General features: G+C 51.5%; 22 protein-coding genes. 12 read left to right on the top strand and 10 right to left on the bottom strand.

What is annotated here, in order from left to right; translation table 11 throughout:
• From VPR01S_RS13690 to VPR01S_RS13660, 7 genes are read left to right on the top strand one after another with little or no spacing between them, the layout of a single operon-like run.
• Positions 1-462 carry a TadE/TadG family type IV pilus assembly protein gene (locus VPR01S_RS13690; RefSeq protein WP_021705936.1) on the top strand — a complete coding sequence of 154 codons (462 nt, stop codon included), beginning with the start codon at positions 1-3 and terminating at the stop codon, positions 460-462.
• Between the two features lie 2 nt (positions 463-464).
• Positions 465-989: a TadE/TadG family type IV pilus assembly protein gene (locus VPR01S_RS13685; RefSeq protein WP_425585316.1), complete on the top strand. Its 525-nt coding sequence runs from the start codon at positions 465-467 to the stop codon at positions 987-989.
• A gap of 11 nt (positions 990-1,000) precedes the next feature.
• A complete protein-coding gene (locus tag VPR01S_RS13680) occupies positions 1,001-2,206 on the top strand; it encodes an AAA family ATPase (protein ID WP_021705934.1) in 1,206 nt (401 codons plus the stop codon).
• Positions 2,207-2,215: 9 nt separating this feature from the next.
• Positions 2,216-3,658, top strand: a complete 1,443-nt coding sequence (locus VPR01S_RS13675) for a TadA family conjugal transfer-associated ATPase (protein WP_021705933.1) — start codon at positions 2,216-2,218, stop codon at positions 3,656-3,658.
• A gap of 13 nt (positions 3,659-3,671) precedes the next feature.
• A complete protein-coding gene (locus VPR01S_RS13670; RefSeq protein WP_021705932.1) occupies positions 3,672-4,640 on the top strand; it encodes a type II secretion system F family protein in 969 nt (322 codons plus the stop codon).
• Between the two features lie 3 nt (positions 4,641-4,643).
• Positions 4,644-5,588 carry a type II secretion system F family protein gene (locus VPR01S_RS13665; protein ID WP_021705931.1) on the top strand — a complete coding sequence of 315 codons (945 nt, stop codon included), beginning with the start codon at positions 4,644-4,646 and terminating at the stop codon, positions 5,586-5,588.
• 9 nt (positions 5,589-5,597) lie between these two features.
• Complete coding sequence (locus VPR01S_RS13660) at positions 5,598-6,599, top strand: tetratricopeptide repeat protein (protein ID WP_021705930.1); 1,002 nt, start codon at positions 5,598-5,600, stop codon at positions 6,597-6,599.
• A gap of 90 nt (positions 6,600-6,689) precedes the next feature.
• On the opposite strand, the gene chrA is transcribed toward VPR01S_RS13660, so the two are convergent.
• Positions 6,690-7,838 carry a chromate efflux transporter gene (chrA, locus tag VPR01S_RS13655; protein ID WP_021705929.1) on the bottom strand — a complete coding sequence of 383 codons (1,149 nt, stop codon included), beginning with the start codon at positions 7,836-7,838 and terminating at the stop codon, positions 6,690-6,692.
• 106 nt (positions 7,839-7,944) lie between these two features.
• Here chrA and VPR01S_RS13650 point away from each other — a divergent pair, with 106 nt between their 5' ends.
• On the top strand, positions 7,945-8,886 hold the full coding sequence (locus VPR01S_RS13650; protein WP_021705928.1) for a LysR family transcriptional regulator: 942 nt from the start codon (positions 7,945-7,947) through the stop codon (positions 8,884-8,886).
• 26 nt (positions 8,887-8,912) lie between these two features.
• A complete protein-coding gene (locus VPR01S_RS13645) occupies positions 8,913-10,004 on the top strand; it encodes a phosphatase PAP2 family protein (protein ID WP_021705927.1) in 1,092 nt (363 codons plus the stop codon).
• A 13-nt stretch (positions 10,005-10,017) separates the two neighbouring features.
• On the opposite strand, the gene VPR01S_RS13640 is transcribed toward VPR01S_RS13645, so the two are convergent.
• Positions 10,018-10,569 carry a gamma-glutamylcyclotransferase family protein gene (locus tag VPR01S_RS13640; protein ID WP_021705926.1) on the bottom strand — a complete coding sequence of 184 codons (552 nt, stop codon included), beginning with the start codon at positions 10,567-10,569 and terminating at the stop codon, positions 10,018-10,020.
• A 201-nt stretch (positions 10,570-10,770) separates the two neighbouring features.
• On the opposite strand from VPR01S_RS13640, the gene VPR01S_RS13635 reads away from it, so the two are divergent.
• Entirely contained in the window at positions 10,771-11,955 is a 1,185-nt protein-coding gene (locus tag VPR01S_RS13635; protein ID WP_021705925.1) for an NnrS family protein, read from the top strand.
• 57 nt (positions 11,956-12,012) lie between these two features.
• Here the strand turns inward: VPR01S_RS13635 and VPR01S_RS13630 are convergent, their stop codons facing one another.
• The 6 genes from VPR01S_RS13630 to VPR01S_RS13605 form a co-directional block, all read right to left on the bottom strand.
• Complete coding sequence (locus VPR01S_RS13630) at positions 12,013-12,948, bottom strand: CorA family divalent cation transporter (RefSeq protein ID WP_021705924.1); 936 nt, start codon at positions 12,946-12,948, stop codon at positions 12,013-12,015.
• Positions 12,949-13,086: 138 nt separating this feature from the next.
• Positions 13,087-14,625, bottom strand: coding sequence for a glycerol-3-phosphate dehydrogenase (gene glpD / locus VPR01S_RS13625; protein ID WP_337247539.1), 1,539 nt, complete (start codon positions 14,623-14,625; stop codon positions 13,087-13,089).
• A gap of 186 nt (positions 14,626-14,811) precedes the next feature.
• On the bottom strand, positions 14,812-15,582 hold the full coding sequence (locus VPR01S_RS13620; protein WP_021705922.1) for a DeoR/GlpR family transcriptional regulator: 771 nt from the start codon (positions 15,580-15,582) through the stop codon (positions 14,812-14,814).
• A 173-nt stretch (positions 15,583-15,755) separates the two neighbouring features.
• Entirely contained in the window at positions 15,756-17,273 is a 1,518-nt protein-coding gene (glpK, locus tag VPR01S_RS13615; protein WP_021705921.1) for a glycerol kinase GlpK, read from the bottom strand.
• A gap of 48 nt (positions 17,274-17,321) precedes the next feature.
• Positions 17,322-18,176 (bottom strand): MIP/aquaporin family protein, encoded by an 855-nt coding sequence (locus tag VPR01S_RS13610; RefSeq protein WP_021705920.1) that lies wholly within the window; start codon positions 18,174-18,176, stop codon positions 17,322-17,324.
• A gap of 417 nt (positions 18,177-18,593) precedes the next feature.
• Entirely contained in the window at positions 18,594-19,127 is a 534-nt protein-coding gene (locus tag VPR01S_RS13605) for a TetR/AcrR family transcriptional regulator (RefSeq protein WP_021705919.1), read from the bottom strand.
• A 292-nt stretch (positions 19,128-19,419) separates the two neighbouring features.
• On the opposite strand from VPR01S_RS13605, the gene VPR01S_RS13600 reads away from it, so the two are divergent.
• A complete protein-coding gene (locus tag VPR01S_RS13600; RefSeq protein ID WP_021705917.1) occupies positions 19,420-19,941 on the top strand; it encodes a DUF2867 domain-containing protein in 522 nt (173 codons plus the stop codon).
• Positions 19,942-19,988: 47 nt separating this feature from the next.
• On the opposite strand, the gene dapD is transcribed toward VPR01S_RS13600, so the two are convergent.
• A complete protein-coding gene (gene dapD / locus VPR01S_RS13595; protein ID WP_021705916.1) occupies positions 19,989-21,020 on the bottom strand; it encodes a 2,3,4,5-tetrahydropyridine-2,6-dicarboxylate N-succinyltransferase in 1,032 nt (343 codons plus the stop codon).
• 339 nt (positions 21,021-21,359) lie between these two features.
• Positions 21,360-21,971: a peroxiredoxin C gene (locus VPR01S_RS13590; RefSeq protein WP_021705915.1), complete on the bottom strand. Its 612-nt coding sequence runs from the start codon at positions 21,969-21,971 to the stop codon at positions 21,360-21,362.
• A 212-nt stretch (positions 21,972-22,183) separates the two neighbouring features.
• Here VPR01S_RS13590 and VPR01S_RS13585 point away from each other — a divergent pair, with 212 nt between their 5' ends.
• On the top strand, positions 22,184-23,089 hold the full coding sequence (locus tag VPR01S_RS13585; protein ID WP_021705914.1) for a hydrogen peroxide-inducible genes activator: 906 nt from the start codon (positions 22,184-22,186) through the stop codon (positions 23,087-23,089).
• The last annotated feature ends 125 nt before the right edge of the window (positions 23,090-23,214 follow it).

The following is a 23,214-nucleotide window of genomic DNA, read 5'->3' as shown; positions in this document are numbered from 1 at the left end:
ATGCGTGTCATTACTCCCGTTAACCATCAGAAAAAATCGCAAGGGTTGGCAGCGCTGGAATTCATCATCTGTTTACCCGTGTTGTTGATGCTATCGGTACTGGTTCTGGACGTTGGACGGGTATTGATCCAGTACACCGAACTTAACAAAGCACTGCAAAATGGTGTGCGTTATGCGGTCGTGGATACCTACGGTACGCTCGATTTTACCGCGATAGCGGATGAAGGCAGCATCAAAAACGTGGTGATTTATGGTAATCCGCAGGTGAATGACAGTTCGGAGCCGATGATCGATTACATCTCAGCTGACGATATTGTCATCACGCAACCGACGCCGATCAGCAAAGAAGTGACCCTGTCGGCCAGCTTCGTTTATGAGCCGTTTTTCTCTGAGCTGCCATTTTCCGACGTCTCACTGGCGTTTAACGTAGCGGCCTCATCGAAAATGAGGACAGCGCCATGAAGATATCAAGATTGCACCGTTTACAACGTGGTGTCACGCAATTGGAGTTCTTGATCATTGCGCTGGCGGTATTGCTGATTATCTTCGCCATTCTGGAGTTTGCGGCTTATTTCTATTCGATTCAGATGGTGAACGAAGTGACAAGGCGCTCGGCCAGGCTGGCCACGGTATGTTATATCGCCGACCGGGACGATATTCCTGAAATGGAATCAGTTTCCGGCCTCTATCCGGCGGGTTTTTCCAAAAACAACCTGGAAATTACCTATCTGGATCAGAACGGCAATGAAGTCGATGTGTCCGGGTTTTTATCCACGCCGCCAGCGGACAATGCCACGCTGGATGCACAGTTTTCACAAATCAAGTATGTCAAAGCGCGCTCGGTGAACTATACCTTCCGATTTTTTGTGTTGTCAGCGTTGATTAACGCCATCGGTACCGCGCCCAGCTTTGAAACCATACTGCCGGCTGAGAGTCTGGGGATTCTTCGGCCGACCAGTCCGACAAGTACGGACAAGTCAGATTGCTAATGGAGATAGCCATGCTGAAGCCAGTGAAAGTGGAAAATGAATACGCCTCTCTCAAGACCAACCTGGTGTTGTGGGCGGTGTATTCGACGCCAACCTTTAAAGCTCACATGAGTAATGAGTTATCCAAATGTCTTAATCTCAATATTGAATGGATAGAACTCAGTGACTTCAACCTAGAAAAAATTCAAGGCAAACCGATCCCGGATCTGGTTTATATCGAAACCGGTGACAAATGGGCGCAAAAAGTCGCTCATGTGTATTCCAATGGTGAAAACTTCCAGAATGCCCACACATCGTTGATCGTCTTTGGTGACGAACACGACACCCCCTCGCTTAAAATGGCGCTGCGCCTCGGGGCGTCGGATTACTTTTCCGATCAGGTGATGTTTGAAGAGCTCTACCCACTGCTCAAAGAGGTAGCGGACGATAAGGTGGCGAACCGGAAAATGGGCAGCCTGACGTTGTTCCTTAATACTAAAGGGGGCTCGGGGGCAACGACGCTGGCGTTGAACACGGCAATTGAGCTGGCCGGTTACGCCAAGAGCAGCGTGTTACTGGTCGACCTGGACATGCGATTCAGTGACAGCGCGGACTACCTCGACTGCAAACCGAAGTACAGCATCAACAGCGTGATCGATTCGTTGAATGATCTGGATGAAATGTCGTTGGAAGGGTTGGTACACAAACATCACTCTGGGCTGAATTACCTCGGTTTTGATCCTTTGAGTCTCAAAGATAACCACGACCACGCCGGGCGGGTCAGCGCGTTGTTACCTGAACTGAGACAGTACTACGCACACATCATTGTGGATATGTCCGGTGGGGTGGAGCATATGTTCCAGAAAATCGTCTCTCCTGCCACGCGGGTTTTTCTGGTGATGCAGCAGAACGTGATTTCGGTGAAACATGCGTCGCAGTACCTGCGTAGTCTGGAATACGATTTTGGTCTCAACAAAAGCCAGATAGAACTGCTGGTGAACCGCTATGACAAAAAGGCCTCGATCTCGACCAAAGACATTGAAAAAGCGATTCCGAACGTACCGGTGCACATGGTGCCAAACAATTTCAACCTGGCGATGGAATGCGCCAACCTGGGTAGCCCGATTGTTCAGTCGAAGAAAAACAGTGCACTGAAATCGTCTCTGGCCGAAATCTCACACAAACTGGAAGTGCCTGATGAGGAAAACGCCAGTTGGATCAAGAAACTCTTTTCTTAAGGGGGAGCTATGTTTTTCAAAAGAAAAGCCATCAACAGCGACTACGAAGAAACCAGCTCTCTCGGTAATCTGGTTCAACGCTCTGAAGAGCTGAAAGCGGCCGAAGTGCTAGAAGAAAGCGGCACCAAGTTGTCCAACATTGACGCCAAAGTGAAGTTTATCGAAGAGCAGAAAAAGCAGCTTGAGCAGGAGATGGAAATTAAGCATTACTACCACAAGAAGCTGCTGGATACGCTTGATTTAGGCCTGCTCTCTCACCTTGAAGAGGATCGAGCCCGGACGGAATTGCGTGAAGCCATCATTCACCTGCTCAATGATGACCGTACCCACCCGATGAGCTCGGAAGCGCGTACCCGAATCATTGCGCAGATTGAAGATGAAGTGTTTGGCTTGGGGCCGCTGGAGCCGTTGCTGTCAGATCGCACCATCTCCGATATTCTGGTCAACGGGCCGAAAAACATCTACGTGGAACGGTTCGGTAAGCTGGAGCGAACGCCTCATACCTTCCTGGATGAGCGTCATCTGCGCAACATCATTGACCGGATTGTCAGCCAGGTCGGCCGGCGTATTGATGAGTCCTCTCCTATGGTGGATGCCCGCCTGAAAGACGGCTCCCGCTTTAATGCCATCATTCCTCCTCTGGCGATTGACGGGCCATCAGTCTCGATTCGCCGGTTCTCGGTGGATCGCCTGACGATGGATAACCTGCTGGAACTCAACTCGTTGACGCCACCAATGGCTAAGTTTCTTGAAGCTGCCGTGGTGGGGGAAATGAACATCCTGATTTCTGGGGGGACCGGTTCGGGTAAAACCACCACTTTGAACATTTTTTCCGGCTTTATTCCGAAAGATCAACGTATTGTCACCATCGAGGACTCGGCGGAACTGCAATTGCAACAGCCGCATGTCATTCGTCTCGAAACCCGCCCGGCCAATATTGAAGGCAAAGGGGAAATCACTCAGCGTGAGCTGGTGAAAAATTCACTCCGGATGCGTCCGGACCGGATTGTGATTGGTGAGGTGCGCGGCAGCGAAGCGGTGGATATGCTGTCGGCGATGAACACCGGTCACGACGGTTCTCTGGCGACCATTCACGCCAACACACCACGCGACGCCCTGAGCAGGATAGAAAACATGTTCTCTATGGCTGGCTGGAATGTTTCGACCAAAAACCTGCGTTCCCAGATTGCCTCGGCGATCCATATTGTGGTGCAAATGGAGCGCTTGGAAGACGGTAAACGTCGTATGGTCAGCGTGCAGGAAATCAACGGTATGGAAGGCGATATCATCACCATGTCTGAGATTTTCCGCTTTCAGCGTCAGGGAGTCGACGAAAATGGCAACGTGATTGGTCAGTACATGCCGACGGGGATAGTGCCGCATTGCCACGATCAATTGGTCAAACGCGGGCTGGATGTTCCGTTTGAAATTTTTAACGACAAGGCTCGTTAATTAGGGAGGCGCTATGGATAGCCAATTACCCATCTTTTTAATCCTGTTGTTTTTGTCGGTGTTTTTCATCAGCCAGGCGCTGATCCTGCCGTCGGCCGGGAAGAAGGTCAGGCACAAACAACTGGTGAAGCGACTGCGGGACAGTCAGCGCAACATCGATCAGGAGAGCATTTCCCTGTTGAGAGAAAATGCGCTTAAGGATCTCTCTCCGTTGGAGAAATGGCTGATTCAGTTCTCGTATTTTGAAGGCTTTAAGAAAAAGCTCGAGCTGGCTGGGATTCAAATGTCGTTCAGTAAGTTCATGTTTTTATCTTTCTTGCTGGCCTTTACCGCAGCGCTGGTGTTGGTGTTGTTTGATCAGGTTTGGTATGTCTGTCTTGGTGGCGCGCTGAGTGTTTGGGGAGCCGAGCATTTCTTCATCAGTAAACGCATTTCCGATCGGTTGATGAAGTTTGAAGAGCAGTTGCCTGAGGCGCTAGACATCATCAAGCGGGTATTGCAAGCCGGCCAGCCGATCAATCAGGCGTTCGGCGAAGTTGGACGGGAAATGCCTGAGCCCATCGGCTCTGAATTTCGCAATACGTTCAACCTGCTGAACTACGGGTACGATATCCGTTTGGCGGTCACGCAGATGTCCGAACGGACACCTACCGTGTCGATGCTGGCATTTTCCAGTGCGGTGTTGTTGCAGAAAGAGACCGGCGGTAACTTAACCGAAAACCTCGATAAGTTGTCTCGGCTGTTGCGGGCCCGATTTAAACTCGGGCGTAAGATCCGGACCATCTCTGCGGAGTCCCGTATGTCGGCCTGGGTGCTGGTGCTGGCGCCGTTTGCGCTCTACATCATTATTGCGCTGATCAAACCGGACTATATCTCGGCCTTGCATACTCACCCGACCGGGATCAAGCTGGTGGGCGGCGGGATGGTGGCGTTGTTCCTCGGCACCTTGTGGATTCGTAAAATCATCAACATCGAGGTGTGAATCATGAATACTGATGCCATTCGTTCCTGGTTTAATTCTCTGTTGGTCAACCAAGAGCTGTTATTTATCGCTTTTGTCGTGATTACTACTATGTTGTTAGTACTCACTGTCGGCTCCGTGTTGATCGGCGTACGTTCGCCGATGAAAAGAAAACTGGCGGAGTTGTCGGGAGAGAAAGCCGATGTGACACCGAACCCGAACGTATTTTCAACTCTGGAGTCACTGGCGCCGATCATGTCGCCGAAAAGTGACAAAGAGCGTCAGAGTACCCGTGCCAAACTGATGCACGCTGGGTTCCATCGCGGCAACGCGTTGTCACTGTTTTATTCGCTTAAATCGGTGACCACCATTGTCGGGTTGGTGGCCGCAAGCATTATTTATCTGTCGATTCCGGATTCTAAATATCTGGTTCTGAGCATGGTGTTTGCGGTGGGATTGGGCTTGTTCCTGCCGGACATCGTCTTGGCCAGAATGGTCAAAAACCGACAAAAGAACATTCGTGCCGGTATTCCTGATGCGCTGGATCTGCTGGTGGTTTGTACCGAGTCGGGGTTGGGGTTTAATGCCTCTTTGCGGCGTGTGGCCGACGAGTTGGTGATCTCTCACCCGGAACTGGCCGATGAACTCGATACGGTGTGCGTCAAGATTAAAGCGGGGATCACCATGCCGGATGCGCTGCGAGAGCTGGTGGTTCGTACTGGTCTGGAAGAGTTGATGGGGCTGGTCAGTATGCTCAGCCATGCATCACGTATTGGGGGCAGTCTGGTCAATTCTTTGCGTGAATATACTGAAGATTACCGGGACAAACGTCAGCAGGCTGCGGAAGAGATTGCGGCAAAAATTCCGGTAAAAATGATGTTTCCGATGGTGCTGTTTATCTGGCCGTGTTTCTTTATCGTTGCAATCGGTCCGGCTCTGATTTCTCTGTCTGAAGCTTTTGCTAAGTAAGGGGGCGTTATGTGGATGAAAAAGGGAATGGTTGTCATCACCCTCGGTGTACTGACAGCGTGTAGCACAGGACCACAAGGTCCGAATTTTGACGATACGCTTTATGCCGGTAAACCGGTGGACTCGCTGACCAGCGATGCGCCGCCCAAAACGGAGAAAGAAGCCATCACCCGGGGTGATGTCGCGTTATCCAAGAAAAACGTGGATCTGGCGCTGTATGAGTACATACGTTCGCTGTCATTTCAGAATGCACAATACAAAGATCAAACGCTGTATACCATTGGTCGTATTCACCTGACCCGCGAAGACAATGCACTGGCGGAAAAGGCATTTCTAGCGTCGATCGATGCCAATCCGAACTTTCCCGGATCATTGGAAGAGCTGGGAGTCATGTACGCCAAGCAGGGTCGCAAAGATGAAGCGATGGGGTATTTCCTCAAAGCGATTAATGCGGACCAGATTCGCCTGGGTGGCAAACCGGATCTGACGTTGAGTAATCTCAATGAAGACAAAGTGGCGCAATTGAAAGAAGACGCCAAATCACCGCTGAAAGCACTGGTGGGGATTGGGGTATTGTATGATGTCAAAGACGAGCATGTGCTGGCGCAAAGCCTTTACAATAAAGCCTTGTCGGCGAATGCCCAGAATGTCAGCGCGTTGGTGAATCTCGGGTATTCATACTACATGTCGGATGAATACAACGATGCAGAGCAATATACCAACCGGGCGTTGAGTTTGGATCCGGGCAATGAACGGGCGATCAATAACTTGGCGTTGATCTACATTTCCAAAGGTAAGATGCGTCAGGCGCTGAATATTTTCAGCCGTCATATGAGTGAACCGGAAGCGCTTAATAACATTGGTTATTTTCTGATCTTGCAAGATCGTCCCGAAGAGGCGATCCCTTATCTCCAGGAAGCGATAGACAAGAGTCCGTCATACTATCCGGTGGCCAACGAAAATCTTGAACGGGCGCTGGCTGAAGTGCGTGAAATGGACATCAAAACCTGAAATCAGGATCATTCGGTGATTCCAACCGTCAAAAAGGAGAGCATCGGCTCTCCTTTTTATTTGTTTGGCGGTGGGTGTGTACGCGAACGCTTAAAAACTACCGAGTATCAGCCCGCTAAAAATAAACAACGCCACCATCCAGACAATCGGCAGGCGCCACTGTTTAAGCAGGTAAACGCCCAGCAACACCATCGCCAAATCCAGGGGAGCCGAGACGGCGCTGGTGAACACTGGCGTGTATAACGCAGATAACAACAAGCCCACCACGGATGCATTTACTCCGTTCACCGCACCTGAGATAGCCGGCCGGCGGGCCAGAAGCTGCCAGTTTTTCAGTACTCCGAGCAGCAGCAGAAATCCCGGTAGAAAAACCGCCAGAGTGGCCAGAAGGGCACCGAGCAGTGGAGTATCGGGTAGCAGTTCAAACCCCAGGTAAGTGGCAAAAGTAAACATCGGGCCCGGAACCGCCTGAGCGGCGGCGTAGCCGGTCAGAAAGACATCACGGGAGAGTTGTTCGCCGATGAGGTTTTGCAACAGCGGCAATACTACGTGACCACCGCCAAACACCAGACTGCCAGCTTGATAAAAGTGGCTGAACAGTGCTAGTGCCGGATTGAGATTGGCGAGCCAGGGGAGCGCAATCAGTAACGTAGCAAACAAGAATAGGGGAAGGATGTTCGTCGATAGTGTCTCTTGAGCCTCCGTCGAATCCGGTCTTTGACTAAGATATCGCACACCGATCACGGCCGAGCCGACCAGTACGGTGATTTGAGCCCATAGTCCTGGCACCAGTAATAAGGTGATGGCAGTGAACAGACACAGCGTGACGGTGAGGCGGTTCTGGCAAAAGTTGCGATACATGCCAAGCGTAGCATCGGCAACCACTACTACGGCCAGCAATTTCAGCCCGTGTACCGCATGGTGAAACAGGCTGGCATCGGTGAACTGGCTGCTGAGCGTTGCCAGTAATAGCATCAACAGAACAGAGGGCAGTGTAAAACCGATAAAAGCCAGACATGCGCCCGCCAAACCACCGCGTTTATACCCCAGAGCGAAACCTACCTGACTGGAGCCGGGACCAGGCAGAAACTGACTCAGCGCCACCAGTTGTGCGTATTCGTGATCGTCCAGCCACTTCAGTTTTTCAACGAAGGTTGTCCGGAAGTAGCCGATGTGCGCCGCTGGTCCGCCAAAACTTATCCAACCGAGCGCAAAAAAGGTTTTGAAAATTGAGAACATGATGACTCTCTGAACATGAACAACAGGCTTAATCTAAGGCTTGCTTTATAATGACTCAAATTAATAGTTTAGATAATTAACATGAATAAGATGGGATATTGTGAAAATGCGTACGGATATCAACTGGAGAAGTATTGATCTTAATTTGCTGGTCAGTTTTTCGTTTCTCTATCAGTATCGTAGTGTGAGTCTGGCTGCGGAGCAGTGTCATGTCAGCCAGTCGGCCATGAGCCACAGTTTGTCGCGTCTGAGGCAATGGCTGAACAATCCGTTGTTTGAGCGTCGGGGTTATCTCATGGAGCCGACGGAGGTCGCGCACCAGTTGGCGCCGATCATTGAACGGATCCTCTGCACCGTCCAGAGTGAATTGCTGACCGTGCCGGAATTTATTCCGGCTGAATATCAGGGAGTCTGCCGAATCGGGTTGACCGATTATGCCGAGTTTATTTATGCGCCGGATCTGTATGATGCGATTCACACTGCAGCCCCTCAGGCTCAGGTGAGCTTTGTGAATGTCAATCGTCACAATTACCAAAAAGTGGTGGAGGAGGACAAGCTGGATTTGGTGATTGGCAGCATTGCGAAGCCCGCTGAGGCTTTTGAGACTCAGTGGCTCTATACCGAGCAGCACGTGTGTCTGTTTGACCCCAACTGCGTCCCTATGGAGGCGCTTGATGATGTTGCGACGTTTGCTTCAATCGAGCAGGCGCTGGTCAGCCCCGATGGTCAGCTAGGCACGCCGGTGGACGCCAGTCTAGCAGAGCATGGACTGACACGTCGTGTGACGGTGGCGTCGCGCAATTTTCTGACCATTCGCAGTTTGCTCAGTCGCCGACCTCTGGTGGCTATTGTGCCCAGACAAATGGCATTGGCGAGTGGGTTTGATGATGCGCTCGCGTTTGCTCCGCCTCCTGTGGTGGTGGGGGATTTTGACATTTCGATGCTGTGGCTGAAAGCCCGCACACTGGATGACAAAAGCGGTTGGTTAAGACAACTGGTGCAAGCGCGTCTGGGCGACAATGGCGAGAAAAAGACTACACTGAAATAAGGTAAGGATACCAAGGCGGAGGCTCAGTGGCCGAGCTTAGTCGCAGCAAACTTAATCTTCAGGTGGATTGGCAGGCAGTCAGAATGGACTTATACCAGGATCGACTGCTGTATTGGTTTGTGCTGTTTTCGTCTCTGGTCACGGCGGTGATAGTGTGGTTCAACCGCGAACGCATCGTCTATCAGTACCAGTTTGATGTGTACCTCAGCCTGATCTCAACCTGCCTGAGCGCGACGTTTATCTGTTGGGTGATTTACTACTATTTTCGTCTGATGTTTCAGCGCGAGCCGAGGCCGTTTCTGAAATTTTATCAGGCCGTGAAGGCTATGGTGTGGCCTCTGAACCGACCGATCACGTTTGCGGTCAGGATCCTGCTGCTCAACATCTGTTTCGCCAATTACACCTACATCAAAGAGATCATTCCCGAGCTGCAACCATTCCAGCTTGATGAGATGTTTTATCGTTGGGATCAATGGCTGCATGGCGGCGTGGATCCATGGCAACTGACACATGCCGTGTTTGCCAATCAGTACGCATCCCTGTTTTTGAATGTGTTGTATCACCTGTGGTTTTTCTTTTTGTGGGGCAGTTTTCTGTATTTTGTCTGCGTGTGTCGTCAGCAACGTTTGCGGTTGCAGTTTTTGCTCAGTTTGCTGGTGTGCTGGTTTGTGCTGGGGAATCTGCTGGCGATTGCGCTGTCGTCCGCCGGGCCATGTTTTATTCAACTGCTTGAGCCGGCTAACAGCAGCTATCAGCCCTTAATGGCGTTACTCGAACAGCAAAACCTTGCCCTCAAGTCGGCGCAGTTTTTTGAACTCTGGGCGCTCAATGTTCAGGATCTGCTTTGGCAGGCACATACTCATCGTGGAACGCAGCTAGGCTCCGGGATCTCGGCTATGCCGAGCATGCACGTTGCTTCGGCGGTGTTGTTCGCACTGGGCGCTTATCAGGTGAATAAACGCCTCGGATGGGTGATGTGGGGCTACGCCGCATTGATACAAGTAGGCTCAGTTCATCTGGCCTGGCATTATGCCGTGGATGGTTATGTGGCCGCGGCGGCGACGCTGTTGATCTGGTTCAGCGTGAAATGGCTGCTCAGTCGCACATCGTCATGTTGAGCCGCGATATCATTTAGCGAACTTCGGCCAACAAGGCGTCAATCACGGGTTGATGGTGGGCTTCCACACCGGCGAGGTTACCGTATTTGGGAGCCTGACGGTCATTTTCCAGAGGGAAGTGCCAACCCACCGTATGTTCTACAAAGTGACGGGCAAATTGGGCGGACACGTTCAGACAGCCGGCCAGGACAGTATCAACGTACGTCTGCATGATTGGGCTGAGCGAGCAAGGTGGCTCAGGTGTGTCTTTAACGTATACCCAGATGGTTTGTCCGCGTTCGAAGTGATGCTCGGCTTCTATTTGCTCTGCATCGATGGCGACGCGGTGATATCCTCGCTCGCGGCGGTCAAACTCTTCCAACGCTGCCGGATCGATATCAAGCAAAACGCCATTGACCTGACCTTCTCCTCGGTTAACCACCAGTGGCGACAGGGTGTAGCTGTCATCAATTTTCCCCCAGTAGCGCACCAATCCATGCGCGATCGCCGGAATGGCCTGGCCAGTCTGGCCTGTAAGTTGACGAGAGGCGGCGTTAATCAGGCTTCCGTAGCCAAAAATGTACATGGTAATTTCCTTGTGAGTCGGCTGAGAAGGTTTTATTGATTCCATCGAGTCATATTGACTTGTTTTTGGTTGAGTCAATATGACCACACTGTCATTCAATGTATTGATTCTCTTGGTTTTGTTTAGTTGGAACAAAAGCTGCATTGGTCAGATAAGTTTTTATGATGGTCAATGCCTGACTGGCTGCTTTGGAGTTCCGTCTTGCTCAATATTACTGATAAACGCGTTGAAGAAAAGATCCCGGCGTGGTTGCGCTTGGGATTTCGTCCTTTTTTCCTGCTTGGTTCGACGTACGCGCTGATTGCCATTCCTCTCTGGGTGTGGATGTTTCAGCATGGACAACCCGAATGGTTGCGTGTCCCGGCGTTGTGGTGGCACGTGCACGAAATGTTGTTTGGTTTCGCCATGGCCATAGTCGCCGGGTTCGTGTTGACTGCGGTGCAAAACTGGACTGGCATCAATGGCACCAAGCATTACCGTTTGGCGCTGTTAGTGGGGCTGTGGCTGGCGCCGCGTATTTTGTTCTGGACTCCGACGCCGTTGTGGCTGATTTCCTCCATTGAGGCGCTGTTCTTACTCTTGGTGGCTGTGGAGGTGGGAAGTCGGGTGGTCAAAGCGCGTGGATGGCGGAATCTGTTTTTTGTGCCTTTGTTGTTACTGGCGCTGGTGGCGAATTTTGCAGCCTACGCCACGATCAAAGGCATGCCGCCGTTCAGCAGTGCTGCAGTGTGGCAGGCGATGTTGTGGTGGTTCACTCTGTTGTTGTCGGTGATGGGGGCGAGGGTGATTCCGTTCTTTACCGCACGCCGTTTTCAGTTCGACAAAGCCCAGCCGTTAGCATGGCTGGAGTGGGCGGCGAATCTGCCGTTGGTGGCCTTGTTTGTGCTGAGTTTCTTTCCGCTGGCCTTTGCTGAACTCGGGCGCGGACTGATGGTGTTGGCTGGCGCAGCGCAACTGGTGAGAATGTGGCGTTGGAGACCTTGGACAACCTTGAGCGAGCCGCTGGTCTGGTCGCTGCACGCCGGTTATTTGTGTTTGCCTCTGAGCTTGTTGATGCGCGGCTTGTGGTCCAATCCGTTGGCGCAGCACAACATGATTCACCTGTTTGCCATTGGCGCGCTGGGTGGGGTCATTCTGGCTATGATCGCACGTGTGACTATGGGGCACACCGGACGGGCCATTTATCAGGGGCCGGATATGCGTCTCGCATTCGCAGCGATTGTGCTGGCGGCGCTGGTTCGCGGGCTGGGTGTGGCGTTGCTGCCCCAGTTTATGATGTGGTGGCTAGACATCAGTGCCGCTCTTTGGGTACTGGCGTTCGGACTGTATCTGTGGCGCTTCGGTTACATGCTGGTAACGCCGCGTCAGGACGGACATCCAGGCTAGAGGCCGGGCGTATTGCCATTCTCAGCAATACGCCTCGGTGATTGCGTCGTCGAGGCGTTATTTGCCGACAAAGCGCAGTCGGCGCAGCAGCAACCATTCTGCACCAAAGATTGCGATCAGGGCGATACAGAACCAGGTAAAGGCCATCGGCGATTCCACGCCGGGCATCCCGCCGATGTTGATCCCAAGTAACCCGGTTAAGAAGCTGGTGGGTAGGAAAATCGTAGCCACAACCGTAAACAGGTAGCTGTTCTGGCTGACTTTCTCTTCATGGCGTTGATGCAGTTCTTCTTTAAACAGCTCCAGTTCACCGAGGTAGAAGTCGATGGTTTCGTTGATGCGGGTGATGTTGTTGAGCGCGTAACGGATCTGGTGCGGCCGGCTGGCCAGCAAGCTTACGTCGGATTCGGCCAGATCCCGAATGGCGTATTGCTGTGGACGTATAAAGCGTTTAACGGCCAGCAAGGCTTTCTGGGTTGGGATAATATCATGGCTGTCTTCGTCATCGATATCCAACTCATCCACTCGGTTTTCGACCGTTTCTAAATGTTGATCAATTTTGCCATTGAGGCCATCGATGATCTGGATAAGCAGATCTGCCAGTTGTTTGGGGCCGCGCTCTTCAGCCAGAGCCTGACGGATCTCCATAATGGCACGCGAGGGGACTTTGCGGGTGGAGATCAACGCTCCGTTGTAAAACAGAATACGAACACTGAGCATGTCTTCCGGGGCGGCATCCTGATTCATGTTCATGCCCCGCAGGATCAGCATGAAATTTTGCTCATCGTACTGATGGAAAGAGGGACGAGATTCATCAGCGAGCAGGTGTTTTACCGTACTTTTGGGGATCTGATTGTTCAGCAACCAGTCACGGATGTCCGGATGCTGACGTTCACAGTGATACCAATGATTGGCTTGGATGACGTTGCTGTCCGCTTCCAGCCGTTGTGCAGGCTGTGGGGTGAAATCCCACTGCTCAATCATAAATCCCATAGCGCTTCCTTTTTTGGTTCAGCTCGCCGGTCATGAATGTGGTCGAGTACTGTCGCATTATGGGAGGTGTGGCGTATTACTGTCCAATAAAAAAGCCTGCATTTGCAGGCTTTTCACACAGGATTTCAATAAGTTTACTTAGCTGACCTTACACAGGCTGAGTACTTTATCTTCCGGATGCTGCGCTTTGATGTAGTCGCTGACCGCTTGCTGAGCCGTTTGATCCAGATACAGGCCCAGCTTGGTACGACGCCACAGCAAGTCATCGGCTGTCTTAACATGCTCATGGTCGATCAGATAGTCGATCTCACGCTGGTAAACGCCTTCGGCAAAGCATTCTCCCATGTCTTCCAGGGTATCAACGTTGGCCAGCATCTTACGCGTGTAAGTACCGAACTGACGCACATAACGCATCGCCAATTTTTCGGTTAGCCAAGGGTATTGATCACGCAGTGACTGAGCAAGTTGCGCGCGACTGCAACTGAAGTTACCGCCAGGCAGACTTTCGTTCGCGGTCCAGGATTTGCCCATGTTCGCAAAGTAAGGTTCCAGTTTTTTCATCGCGGCTTCACCAAGCTTACGATAGGTGGTCAGTTTGCCGCCAAAGATAGACAACAATGGCGCCTGGTCCATCTCCTGTTCAAGTTCCAGCGTGTAGTCACGTGTAATGGCTTGAGGAGAATCCGACTCATCATCGCACAGAGGACGGACGCCACTGTATGTCCAGACCACATCGTCACGGCTGAGTTGTTTGATGAAGTGCTGGTTAACGATGTCGATCAGGTAGTCAACTTCATCGTCCACAATCGCCACTTCACGCGGATCGCCCTGGTATTCTACGTCGGTGGTGCCGATGATCGAGAACTCATCCATATACGGGATAACGAACACAATCCGGTTGTCTTTGTTTTGCAGAATGTAAGCCTGCTCTTCATCGTGTACGCGTGGCACAACAATGTGTGAGCCTTTGATCAAGCGGATGTTGCGAGGTGACGGTGAGTGCAGACCGTCATCAAAGAACTGTTTGACCCAAGGACCCGCTGCATTGACTAGGGCTTTGGCACGACGTTCGAACTGCTCACCGGTGATCTGATTGGTGATGGTGACACGCCAGATACCTTGTTCACGGACGGCGCTGTCGACTTTACAGTAGTTGGCCACTTCGGCGCCGTTTTCTTGTGCGGCCAGAATATTAAGCAGTACCAGGCGCGCGTCGTCTACCCAGCAATCTGAGTATTCGAAACCGACTTTCATCTCTTCTTTCAACAGGCCGGACTTGGCTAAATCCACGGTGTGGCTCGCCGGCAGTGTCGTGCGCTTGCCCAAGTGATCATACAGGAACAAACCACAACGGATCATCCAGGCCGGGCGCAGGTAAGGGCGATGGGGGAGGCGGAAGCGCATCGGCTGAGCCACATGGGGGGCTTTTTTCAGGATCACTTCGCGTTCAGCGAGCGCTTCCGAAACCAGACGGAACTCGTAGTGCTCCAGGTAGCGCAGGCCTCCGTGGATCAGTTTTGAACTGGCCGACGAGGTAGCAGAAGCAAAATCGTTCGCTTCAAACAGGCCAACCGTTAAACCACGACCTGCTGCATCGGCGGCGATACCGGCACCGTTAATTCCGCCACCGATAATGAGCATATCGAGGAGGCGAGTGTCTTTGTCTTGCTTCTTCATATCCATAGTTACTGACCTTGTTAAATTTGAGCGAACGAGCATTTAAGAAGATAAAGGAACTATAGCGTGACTTTCGTTTGTGATCATCTTTTATTTTCGTTTTTGAGCGTTTTGTGTGATTTGGACATAAAAAAACCTCTTCGTTAGTCGAAGAGGTTATCAGTTCGGGTGACTAGGCGGGGGCGTTCAGCGTTCGGCAGCCACTTCCATTGGGATCTGATGCTCATGCAAAATCGCCTGAATCTCTGCCGGTGGCGCCTGGTCGGTAAACAGCGTATGAATCTGAGCAATATTTCCCAGTTTGACCATCGCATTGCGGCCGAATTTGGAGTGGTCGACGGCAAGAAACACGCTGCGGCTGTTTTCGATGATGGCCTGTTTGACGCGTACTTCATGGTAGTCGAAATCGAGCAGCGAGCCGTCCAAGTCAATACCGCTGATGCCCAGAATGCCGAAGTCGAGACGGAACTGTTTGATAAAATCCAGTGTGGCTTCGCCGACAATGCCGCCGTCGCGGTTGCGTACTTCACCGCCGGCCAGAATCACGGTGATCTCCGGGTTGGGCAATAAGATGCTGGCGACGTTAAGGTTGTTGGTCACCACGCGCAGTTGAGTGTGGTTCTTGCATAATTCCCGGGCGACGGCTTCCGGAGTCGTGCCGATGTCGATAAACAGCGTGGCCCCGTTGGGAATGTGTTTGACCAGCTCTTCTGCGATCAGATCTTTTTCGGTGAAGTTGTGCGATTTGCGTGTTGAGTAAGAGGTGTTTTCAGAACTGAGAGGAATGGTAGCACCACCGTGGTAGCGACGGATTTTGTTTTCGTCGGCCAGTTCATTGAGGTCGCGGCGGATGGTCTGCGGGCTGACGTTGAAACGCTCAACCAGTTCATCGGTACTGACATAACCCTGTTTTTTGACCAGCTCAATAATCTGCTGGTGGCGTGGAATTTGTTTCACACATGACTCCCTGATGTGTCCGGAACGCGCCGGAAATCTTCGAAAATGCTCACTCACGCTATTGTGCGCCAAATTTTCGGAGTCGAGAAGCAACAATCCTCAGGAATCGGGGCCGAAACGCAAAAAGAGCGTTCATAGAACGCTCTTTTGCTCATTAATCGCTATTACCGGGGTTAGTCTTCGCTGGCACGCAGCTCTGCCCAGGTTTGGGCACATTTGACTGCGCGCTTCCAGCCTTTGTAACGACGGTCGCGTTTCTCTTCGTCGTGGTGAGGCAAGAAGGTGCGATCCAGCACGGCTTTGTCTTTCACTTCTTCAATACTGTTCCAGAACCCAACGGCCAGGCCCGCCAGATACGCCGCCCCCAGCGCCGTTACTTCCGTCACTTGCGGGCGGTGCACTGGTGTATCCAGTACATCTGACTGGAACTGCATCAGGAAGTTATTCGCCACCGCGCCACCGTCCACACGCAGCGCAGAAAGGCGGATACCGGAATCGGCCTGCATCGCATCCAGCACATCACGGGTTTGGTATGCAATCCCTTCGAGTGTGGCACGGATGATGTGGTTTGAATTCACGCCGCGGGTCAGACCAACGATGGTGCCGCGAGCGTAGGCATCCCAATATGGCGCGCCCAGACCAGTAAAGGCTGGAACCACATAGACGCCGTTTGAGGTGTCCACTTTGGTCGCGAAGTATTCAGAGTCGTGCGCGTCTGAGATCAGTTTCAGTTCATCACGCAGCCACTGAATAGATGCACCGCCCATAAAGACTGCGCCTTCCAGTGCGTAGGCTGGCTCACCTTGCGGGCCGCACGCCAGAGTTGTCAGCAAGCCGTTTCTTGAGGTTACTTTTTCCTGACCTGTGTTCATCAGCAGGAAGCAGCCGGTGCCGTAGGTGTTTTTTGCCTGACCGGCCTGGACACACATCTGACCATACAGCGCGGCTTGCTGGTCTCCGGCAATACCGGCGATTGGGATACGAGTCCCGCCCTTACCACCGATGTTGGTCTGGCCGTACACTTCCGAAGAACGTTTGACTTCCGGCATCATAGAAGCAGGGATACCCATCTCATCCAGCAACTTCTGATCCCATTGCAGGTCATTGATGTTGAACAGCATGGTGCGCGAGGCATTGGTGTAGTCGGTCACATGCACACGGCCCTGAGTCATTTTCCACACCAGCCAGGTATCGACCGTACCGAACAGCAGTTTACCCGCTTCGGCATCTTCACGCGCACCTTCGACATTGTCGAGGATCCACTTAACTTTGGTGCCTGAGAAATACGGGTCAAGAACCAGACCGGTATTGTCACGGATATACTCTTCCAGACCACGTTTTTTCAGTTCTTCACAGATGTCGGCGGTGCGGCGGCACTGCCAGACAATCGCGTTGTACACTGGTTTCCCGGTTTCTTTGTTCCACACGATGGTGGTTTCGCGCTGGTTGGTGATACCGATGGCGGCAATCTCGTCGCTGCGGATACCCGATTTTGCCAGTGCTTCCACCATGGTGGAGCTCTGAGAGGCCCAGATCTCCAGTGGGTTATGTTCAACCCAGCCCGCTTCAGGATAGATTTGATCGAACTCGCGCTGAGCGACGCTGACGATATTGGCGTCGTGGTCCAGAATAACGGCACGTGAACTGGTGGTGCCCTGGTCTAAGGCGACGATGTACTTTTGCTCGTTCATGTTGGAATCCTTGTATTCTTTTCTATCTGTAATTTTAGGCGATCTGCGTTAGACGCGAGCCTCTTCATTGGTTTCTATGTCTTCACATTGATTTGGAATGGTACAGCCATGCCCCTGTTGTGGCAGGTAAGCGCCAATCGCTTTCGGGTACAACCAGGCACCGAAACAAGCACCAAATATCGGCGCCAAAAGTGGAACAATAAAGTAAGGGATATCACGCGCGCCGGACAGGGCGTAATCCCAACCTGCCAGGTAAGCAAACAGTTTCGGGCCAAAATCACGGGCCGGGTTCATCGCAAAACCGGTCAATGGACCCAGTGAACCACCAATCACCGCGATCAGAATACCGATCAGCAGAGGGTTCATCGCTCCGCGTGCGGCGCCATTGTTTTCATCGCCCAACGCCAGGATGGCAAACATCAGCACGGCCGTGATCACAAACTCAACGGCAAAGGCACCGGAGATGCTCAGAGCGGAGTTCGCATAGGTTGAGAAAATGCCAGCGGTGGCCAGGGCCTGCTCGCTACTGCGGACAAAGTTGTGCGCAATCTCGTAGTCGGTAAACAGGTTGCTGTAGAGGCTGTACACCAGCGCCGCAGAGCAGAACGCGCCCAGCATTTGAGCAATGATGTACGGAATGACTTTGGCTTTATCGAAGCCATGGAATGCCGCCAGAGCGATGGTGACCGCCGGATTAATGTGGGCGCCGGATACGCCAGCGGTGCAGTAAATGGCGATGGAGACACCAAAGCCCCAAACAATACTGATTTCCCATTGGCCGAACTGGGCTCCGGTCAGTACCAGAGCGGCTACGCAGCCTACGCCGAAGAAAATCAGCAATCCTGTGCCGATAAATTCGGCCAGACACTCACCTAAGAGTGTCGGTTGTTTTTGTGTCGTCATGGTAAGAGTCCTTGTTAGTTTCACTTATGCCTGTGTCATTGTTATCTGGCATGGTGTAATTCTGCACAATTAAACGATTGCGAAAATAAACAAACATTCAAAATGAGCGTTCGAGCATAAAATTATTAACTAAAAGTGGAATTTTTGTTAAATGCATCATCATTTGCGCAAAAACGAATCAAAATTGACGTGAAACTGCTAAGGCAGGGAATAACAACAACGGGTTAATATACGCTTTTTGTCATAACTGGTTGTTGATATTACATTTTATTAACCGAAGGCTAAGTGCTTAATGATGAATCTGTGATTTTAGTGGCACACTGGCGGTGCGATAGGGTGACCGATGACCAGTTTGTTTATTTACTGGTCAGACCAAACTGAGAGTTAAAATGTTCGCATAGGAACATTGGGGTTACGTTAATGGGGAGATGAAGCCAGGATCTGGCGATATTTGCTTTCCAGCTCATGCAATGCTTGCGACACATCAGGGTCGGGTTTACTCAGGTGGCGGATCAGCGTCATGAAGTAGCAGTCCATCAATAGCGGCAGCTTTGCTTTCAATGCCGGAGGCTGGCTGACATGGTCGAACAGCTGTTGGTTAAAGTTCTGATAATACTCCAAATCCCAGATGACCTCTTTCAGCAGAGCGCGACTGAGCGCAACGTTGGCAAAGTAATACTGGTAGTATGTGCGAGCTAGGTGCATACCGGTATCGAACTCGCCGTTGCCCGAGTGTTGCGTCAACGCCAGCTGGCTTAACTGGGTCAGTTGAGACAGCATGCCTTCGCGCAGCAGGGTCAGTTTATTAGGGAAATGGCTGAACACAGTGCCATCGGCCACTCCAGCGTGCCGGGCGATCTGTCGGGTGGTGGTTTCTTCATAGCCGGATTCGGCAAACAGCTGCCAGGCAGCCTGCAAGATACGTTCTCGGGTCTGTGCGCGTTTACTCATTTGGGATCTCTGATACGAAAACTTGGCTGATCATACCCTTGGGCTGAGTTATTGACAAACTGAGCGTGCTCAATTATAAAAAATGAGCGCGCTCATTTTTTTGGAGGTGAATCATGGATTTTATTAAAACGTTCGGGCAGTGGCTGATTTTCCTGCCAGCAATTTTTTGCTTTTCATACGTACTCAGACCAATGTTGCTGGTACTCCTGATCCCTGGGGGACTTTTGCTCTTAGCCATTTTGGGCGGGCAGGAAGTACGTCAGCCTTTATTTGCCATGCTTAAGGAGCAATTATGGCCAGGTTCGACACGCTGCCAGAACACAGCGCCCTGATAACCCGGCGGGCGCAGTGTGACTTTTGTGATGCCGTAAGCTTTGTTCTGCCCGATGCGGAGCCTGCATGGCAACCTGATCAGGTGTATGCGGAAGTGTTTGCTCGCTTGCCCGGTTTTGTGGAACGTATGATGCTGTTGCGTAACGCGCTGGTAAAACCGTTGGGATTTCGGGTTCAACCTGTTGGCCTGACGGTGTCATTGGCGGAACTCAGAGCCGGACAGGGAAGTGGCTTACATCAGATTGACATCTTGACGGAGAATGAAATCGTCTGCACCAGTGAGGAGCGGCATATGCAAGTATCGCTGTCCGTCTATCGTCGTACGCCGCGGGAGTTTACACTCTCCACCATGGTGACCACTCACTCTCGGCTGGGATATTGGTATCTGCAGGCTATCATTCCTTGGCACAAAGTGATTGCAATGGCGAGTGTCCGGCAGATGGTTAGACGAATGGAAATGGAAGTTGCAACCCAGCGATAAAAAAGCCGGGCGTTTGGCCCGGCTCATTTCAGTTCACAATGTGCGCGTTAGTTGTTGCTGTGCAACTCGCTGTTCAGCTCTACCGCGGTCTTGTTCGCCAGGCACTCGATTTGTCCGGTGACTGAGTTACGACGGAACAGCAGATCCGAGACGCCAGCCAGATCACGCGCTTTGACCACTTCGACTTCGTTGCCGTCAGAGTCCAGCATGCGTACTTTTGAACCGGCAGTGACATACAGACCGGATTCAACGGTACAGCGATCACCCAGTGGGAAGCCCAGTCCTGCGTTGGCACCCAGCAGTGAGTTTTCGCCAATGGAGACCACCACTTTGCCACCGCCAGACAGTGTACCCATGATCGATGCGCCACCGCCGATGTCGGAACCGTCACCGACTACCACACCAGCTGAAATACGACCTTCGACCATGCTGACGCCTGTTGTACCGGCATTGAAGTTAATAAAGCCTTCATGCATCACTGTGGTGCCTTCACCCACGTGTGCGCCAAGACGGACACGTGAGGTGTCTGCAATGCGTACGCCGTTTGGTACCACATAGTCGACCATTTTCGGGAATTTATCCACGCAGTCGACACTCAAAACCCGGCCAGCCAGGCGAGCTTCAATTTGGCGCTCAGCAAGTTCAGGCAGATCGATCGGACCTTCGCTGGTCCAGGCGATGTTGTGCAGCAGGCCAAAAATGCCGTCCAGCACGGTGCCGTGTGGTTGCACCAGGCGGTTCGAGATCAGTTGCAGTTTCAGGAAGCCTTCGGCAACAGACTGAGGTTGTTGGTCTTCTGCCAGGATCACCAGCACCAATGGTTGTGCAGATGCTGCGGCTTTGGCTGCGAAAGCAGCATTCGCCTGGTCACCGTGAGCTTCAAATGCTTGCGCCAGCTCGGCGCTTTGCTCGGCTCTGATTTCCAGAGTTTGATTGCCTTGGGTGTAACCACTGACGGTTGCCAGATCTGCAACCAATTCGTCGCTAGGGTTGAGTACCGGATGAGGGAAAAATGCTTCGATGATTTTACCGTCACGGTTTTTGGTAGCCGTACCAAAGGCCAGAGAAAAATGAGCCATGTTGAATCTCCATGTAAAGAGTGAGTCCGACGCCAGGGCGGCAGACCGGAATTGAGCTGCTTTCATCTTAATGACAGCGTTTTCGACTTTAAAGAGCCGCAGGAGAGAAAGTCTTGGAACCGATATGTTTTGTCTGATGAGAGATATTGGTGTCTTTTGGGAAAAATGCATTGCTCGTCTGCGGACCAGCGTAAACCGTCACGAGAAGCCATTAAAAAGCCCGAAGCGTTCACTTCGGGCTTTATCAGACTTTACTTTTAACTGATTGGCGATGCGCTGTGCGCTTATGCTTTATCTCGGTCCAACCATTCACCCGTTGAGCGGGGTGTTAAAAGTGAATTACTTTTTAGCCAGGTCACCAGCGTGCTCAGACAGGAAGCTTGCTACGCCTTTCGGAGATGCGTCCATACCTGCTTTGCCTTCTTCCCATTGTGCTGGGCAAACTTCACCGTGCTTCTGGTGGAAGTTCAGTGCGTCAACCATACGCAGCATTTCGTCGATGTTACGGCCCAGTGGCAGATCGTTAACAACCTGATGACGTACTACGCCTTCTTCGTCGATTAGGAAAGAACCACGGAAAGCAACGCCTGCTTCTGGGTGCTCTACATCGTACGCTTTAACAACTTCGTGTTTAACGTCAGCAACCAGTGGGTATTTAACTTGACCGATACCGCCGTTCTCAACAGCAGTGTTACGCCATGCGTTGTGAGAGAACTGAGAATCGATAGATACGCCGATTACTTCTACGCCTTTCGCTTGGAAGTCTGCGAAACGGTTGTCGAATGCGATCAGTTCAGATGGGCAAACGAAAGTGAAATCTAGTGGGTAGAAAAATACGACAGCTTTCTTACCTTTAGTGAATTCTGCAAAGTTGAAGTTATCAACGATTTCACCGTTACCTAGCACTGCTGCAGCAGTAAAATCAGGGGCTTGACGACCTACTAGTACCATTTTTTTGCTCCTAAGATGAATGGTTTAGTGCCAAAGCCGGGCAAGATGCCCGGCTTTGGTCCGTGTTTGTACGAGACAAACTATAGTACAGATTGTAGTATTGAAAAAAGCGAAATAAATAGATTGAGTTAATCGAAAAAAGCGATTTAACCAAGTAAATAGATAGAGGGCTGCGTGGTGCTCTGTAGAGTGACGCAGATAGTAGTGAAGCAATGAATAAATGGCCAAGTTTAAAGCAGTTACATTATTTAGTGACGCTGTATGAAACGCGTCATTTCAGCGATGCAGCGCAGCGTTGTTTTGTCAGTCAGTCGACGCTGAGCAAAGGGATCCAGAATCTGGAAACTTTGATCGGTTGCCCGCTGTATGAGAAAAAAGACAAAAAGAGTCCGTTGGTGTTTACTCAAGCAGGGGAACTGGTGGTTCAGCACGGGCGAGACTTGTTGGCGAAAGGCCAGGATCTGGTCGAATTGGGTAATCAATGCCAGGGCGACACCATGCAAGGTCAGCTGAAAGTTGGTTGTATTCCGACCATTGCGCCCTTTTTGCTCGGTGATTTGGTGCAGGAAGTGAATGGCCGTTTTCCGCAATTGAACCTGCTATTGCGCGAAGACACCACCACGAACCTGTTGACCGCGCTGCGTCACGGTGAGTTGGACGTTTTGATTCTGGCATTGCCGGTTGAAATTGATGGCATGGAGAGCCGGGTGGTGGGCATCGATCCGTTCAAAATGGTGATCAGCCGTCATCAGGCCGACGGTATCCGGGTGCCGATCAAGTATGATGATTTGCCGGATGAGTCGGTATTTTTGCTCGAAAAAGAACACTGTTTGACCGAGCATGCGGTGTCGGCCTGTAAACTGACTGACAAAGAGAAGATCAACCCATTTACTGCGACCAGTTTACACACCTTGGTCCAGATGGTCGCGAATGGCCTTGGAACGACGTTTATTCCGCAGATGGCGATTGAACATGGCTTGCTGGATAATCAGAATCTGGTGGTGGTTGAACCTCCGGGCCAGCAGGCATATCGTGAAATTGGCCTTGTCTGGCGGCCGAGTTCGTCTCGGGTAAATACCTTCAATAAATTGGCTGAGGTGGTCTCCGGTCTACTTTAGCCCTAAGTCTTACCCCCATTTTTTACCATTTACCTCGGAAAGCACACTGGTTTTCGTGTGCTTTCTAGCATTTTATCCTGTGCGTTAATTTTAACTTGTAAAATTTCACAGACGTTCTTTAGTGA

This window comes from Vibrio proteolyticus NBRC 13287 (assembly GCF_000467125.1).
Lineage (GTDB): Bacteria > Pseudomonadota > Gammaproteobacteria > Enterobacterales > Vibrionaceae > Vibrio > Vibrio proteolyticus.
This window is presented reverse-complemented; position numbering and strand designations above follow the sequence as displayed.

Coding starts and splice junctions, on each gene's coding strand:
- VPR01S_RS13690 (WP_021705936.1), top strand. CDS start 1: ATGCGTGTCATTACTCCCGTTAACCATCAGAAAAAATCGCAAGGGTTG.
- VPR01S_RS13680 (WP_021705934.1), top strand. CDS start 1,001: ATGCTGAAGCCAGTGAAAGTGGAAAATGAATACGCCTCTCTCAAGACC.
- VPR01S_RS13675 (WP_021705933.1), top strand. CDS start 2,216: ATGTTTTTCAAAAGAAAAGCCATCAACAGCGACTACGAAGAAACCAGC.
- VPR01S_RS13670 (WP_021705932.1), top strand. CDS start 3,672: ATGGATAGCCAATTACCCATCTTTTTAATCCTGTTGTTTTTGTCGGTG.
- VPR01S_RS13665 (WP_021705931.1), top strand. CDS start 4,644: ATGAATACTGATGCCATTCGTTCCTGGTTTAATTCTCTGTTGGTCAAC.
- VPR01S_RS13660 (WP_021705930.1), top strand. CDS start 5,598: ATGTGGATGAAAAAGGGAATGGTTGTCATCACCCTCGGTGTACTGACA.
- chrA (WP_021705929.1), bottom strand. CDS start 7,838: ATGTTCTCAATTTTCAAAACCTTTTTTGCGCTCGGTTGGATAAGTTTT.
- VPR01S_RS13650 (WP_021705928.1), top strand. CDS start 7,945: ATGCGTACGGATATCAACTGGAGAAGTATTGATCTTAATTTGCTGGTC.
- VPR01S_RS13640 (WP_021705926.1), bottom strand. CDS start 10,569: ATGTACATTTTTGGCTACGGAAGCCTGATTAACGCCGCCTCTCGTCAA.
- VPR01S_RS13630 (WP_021705924.1), bottom strand. CDS start 12,948: ATGGGATTTATGATTGAGCAGTGGGATTTCACCCCACAGCCTGCACAA.
- glpD (WP_337247539.1), bottom strand. CDS start 14,625: ATGAAGAAGCAAGACAAAGACACTCGCCTCCTCGATATGCTCATTATC.
- glpK (WP_021705921.1), bottom strand. CDS start 17,273: ATGAACGAGCAAAAGTACATCGTCGCCTTAGACCAGGGCACCACCAGT.
- VPR01S_RS13610 (WP_021705920.1), bottom strand. CDS start 18,176: ATGACGACACAAAAACAACCGACACTCTTAGGTGAGTGTCTGGCCGAA.
- VPR01S_RS13605 (WP_021705919.1), bottom strand. CDS start 19,127: ATGAGTAAACGCGCACAGACCCGAGAACGTATCTTGCAGGCTGCCTGG.
- VPR01S_RS13600 (WP_021705917.1), top strand. CDS start 19,420: ATGGCCAGGTTCGACACGCTGCCAGAACACAGCGCCCTGATAACCCGG.
- dapD (WP_021705916.1), bottom strand. CDS start 21,020: ATGGCTCATTTTTCTCTGGCCTTTGGTACGGCTACCAAAAACCGTGAC.
- VPR01S_RS13590 (WP_021705915.1), bottom strand. CDS start 21,971: ATGGTACTAGTAGGTCGTCAAGCCCCTGATTTTACTGCTGCAGCAGTG.
- VPR01S_RS13585 (WP_021705914.1), top strand. CDS start 22,184: ATGAATAAATGGCCAAGTTTAAAGCAGTTACATTATTTAGTGACGCTG.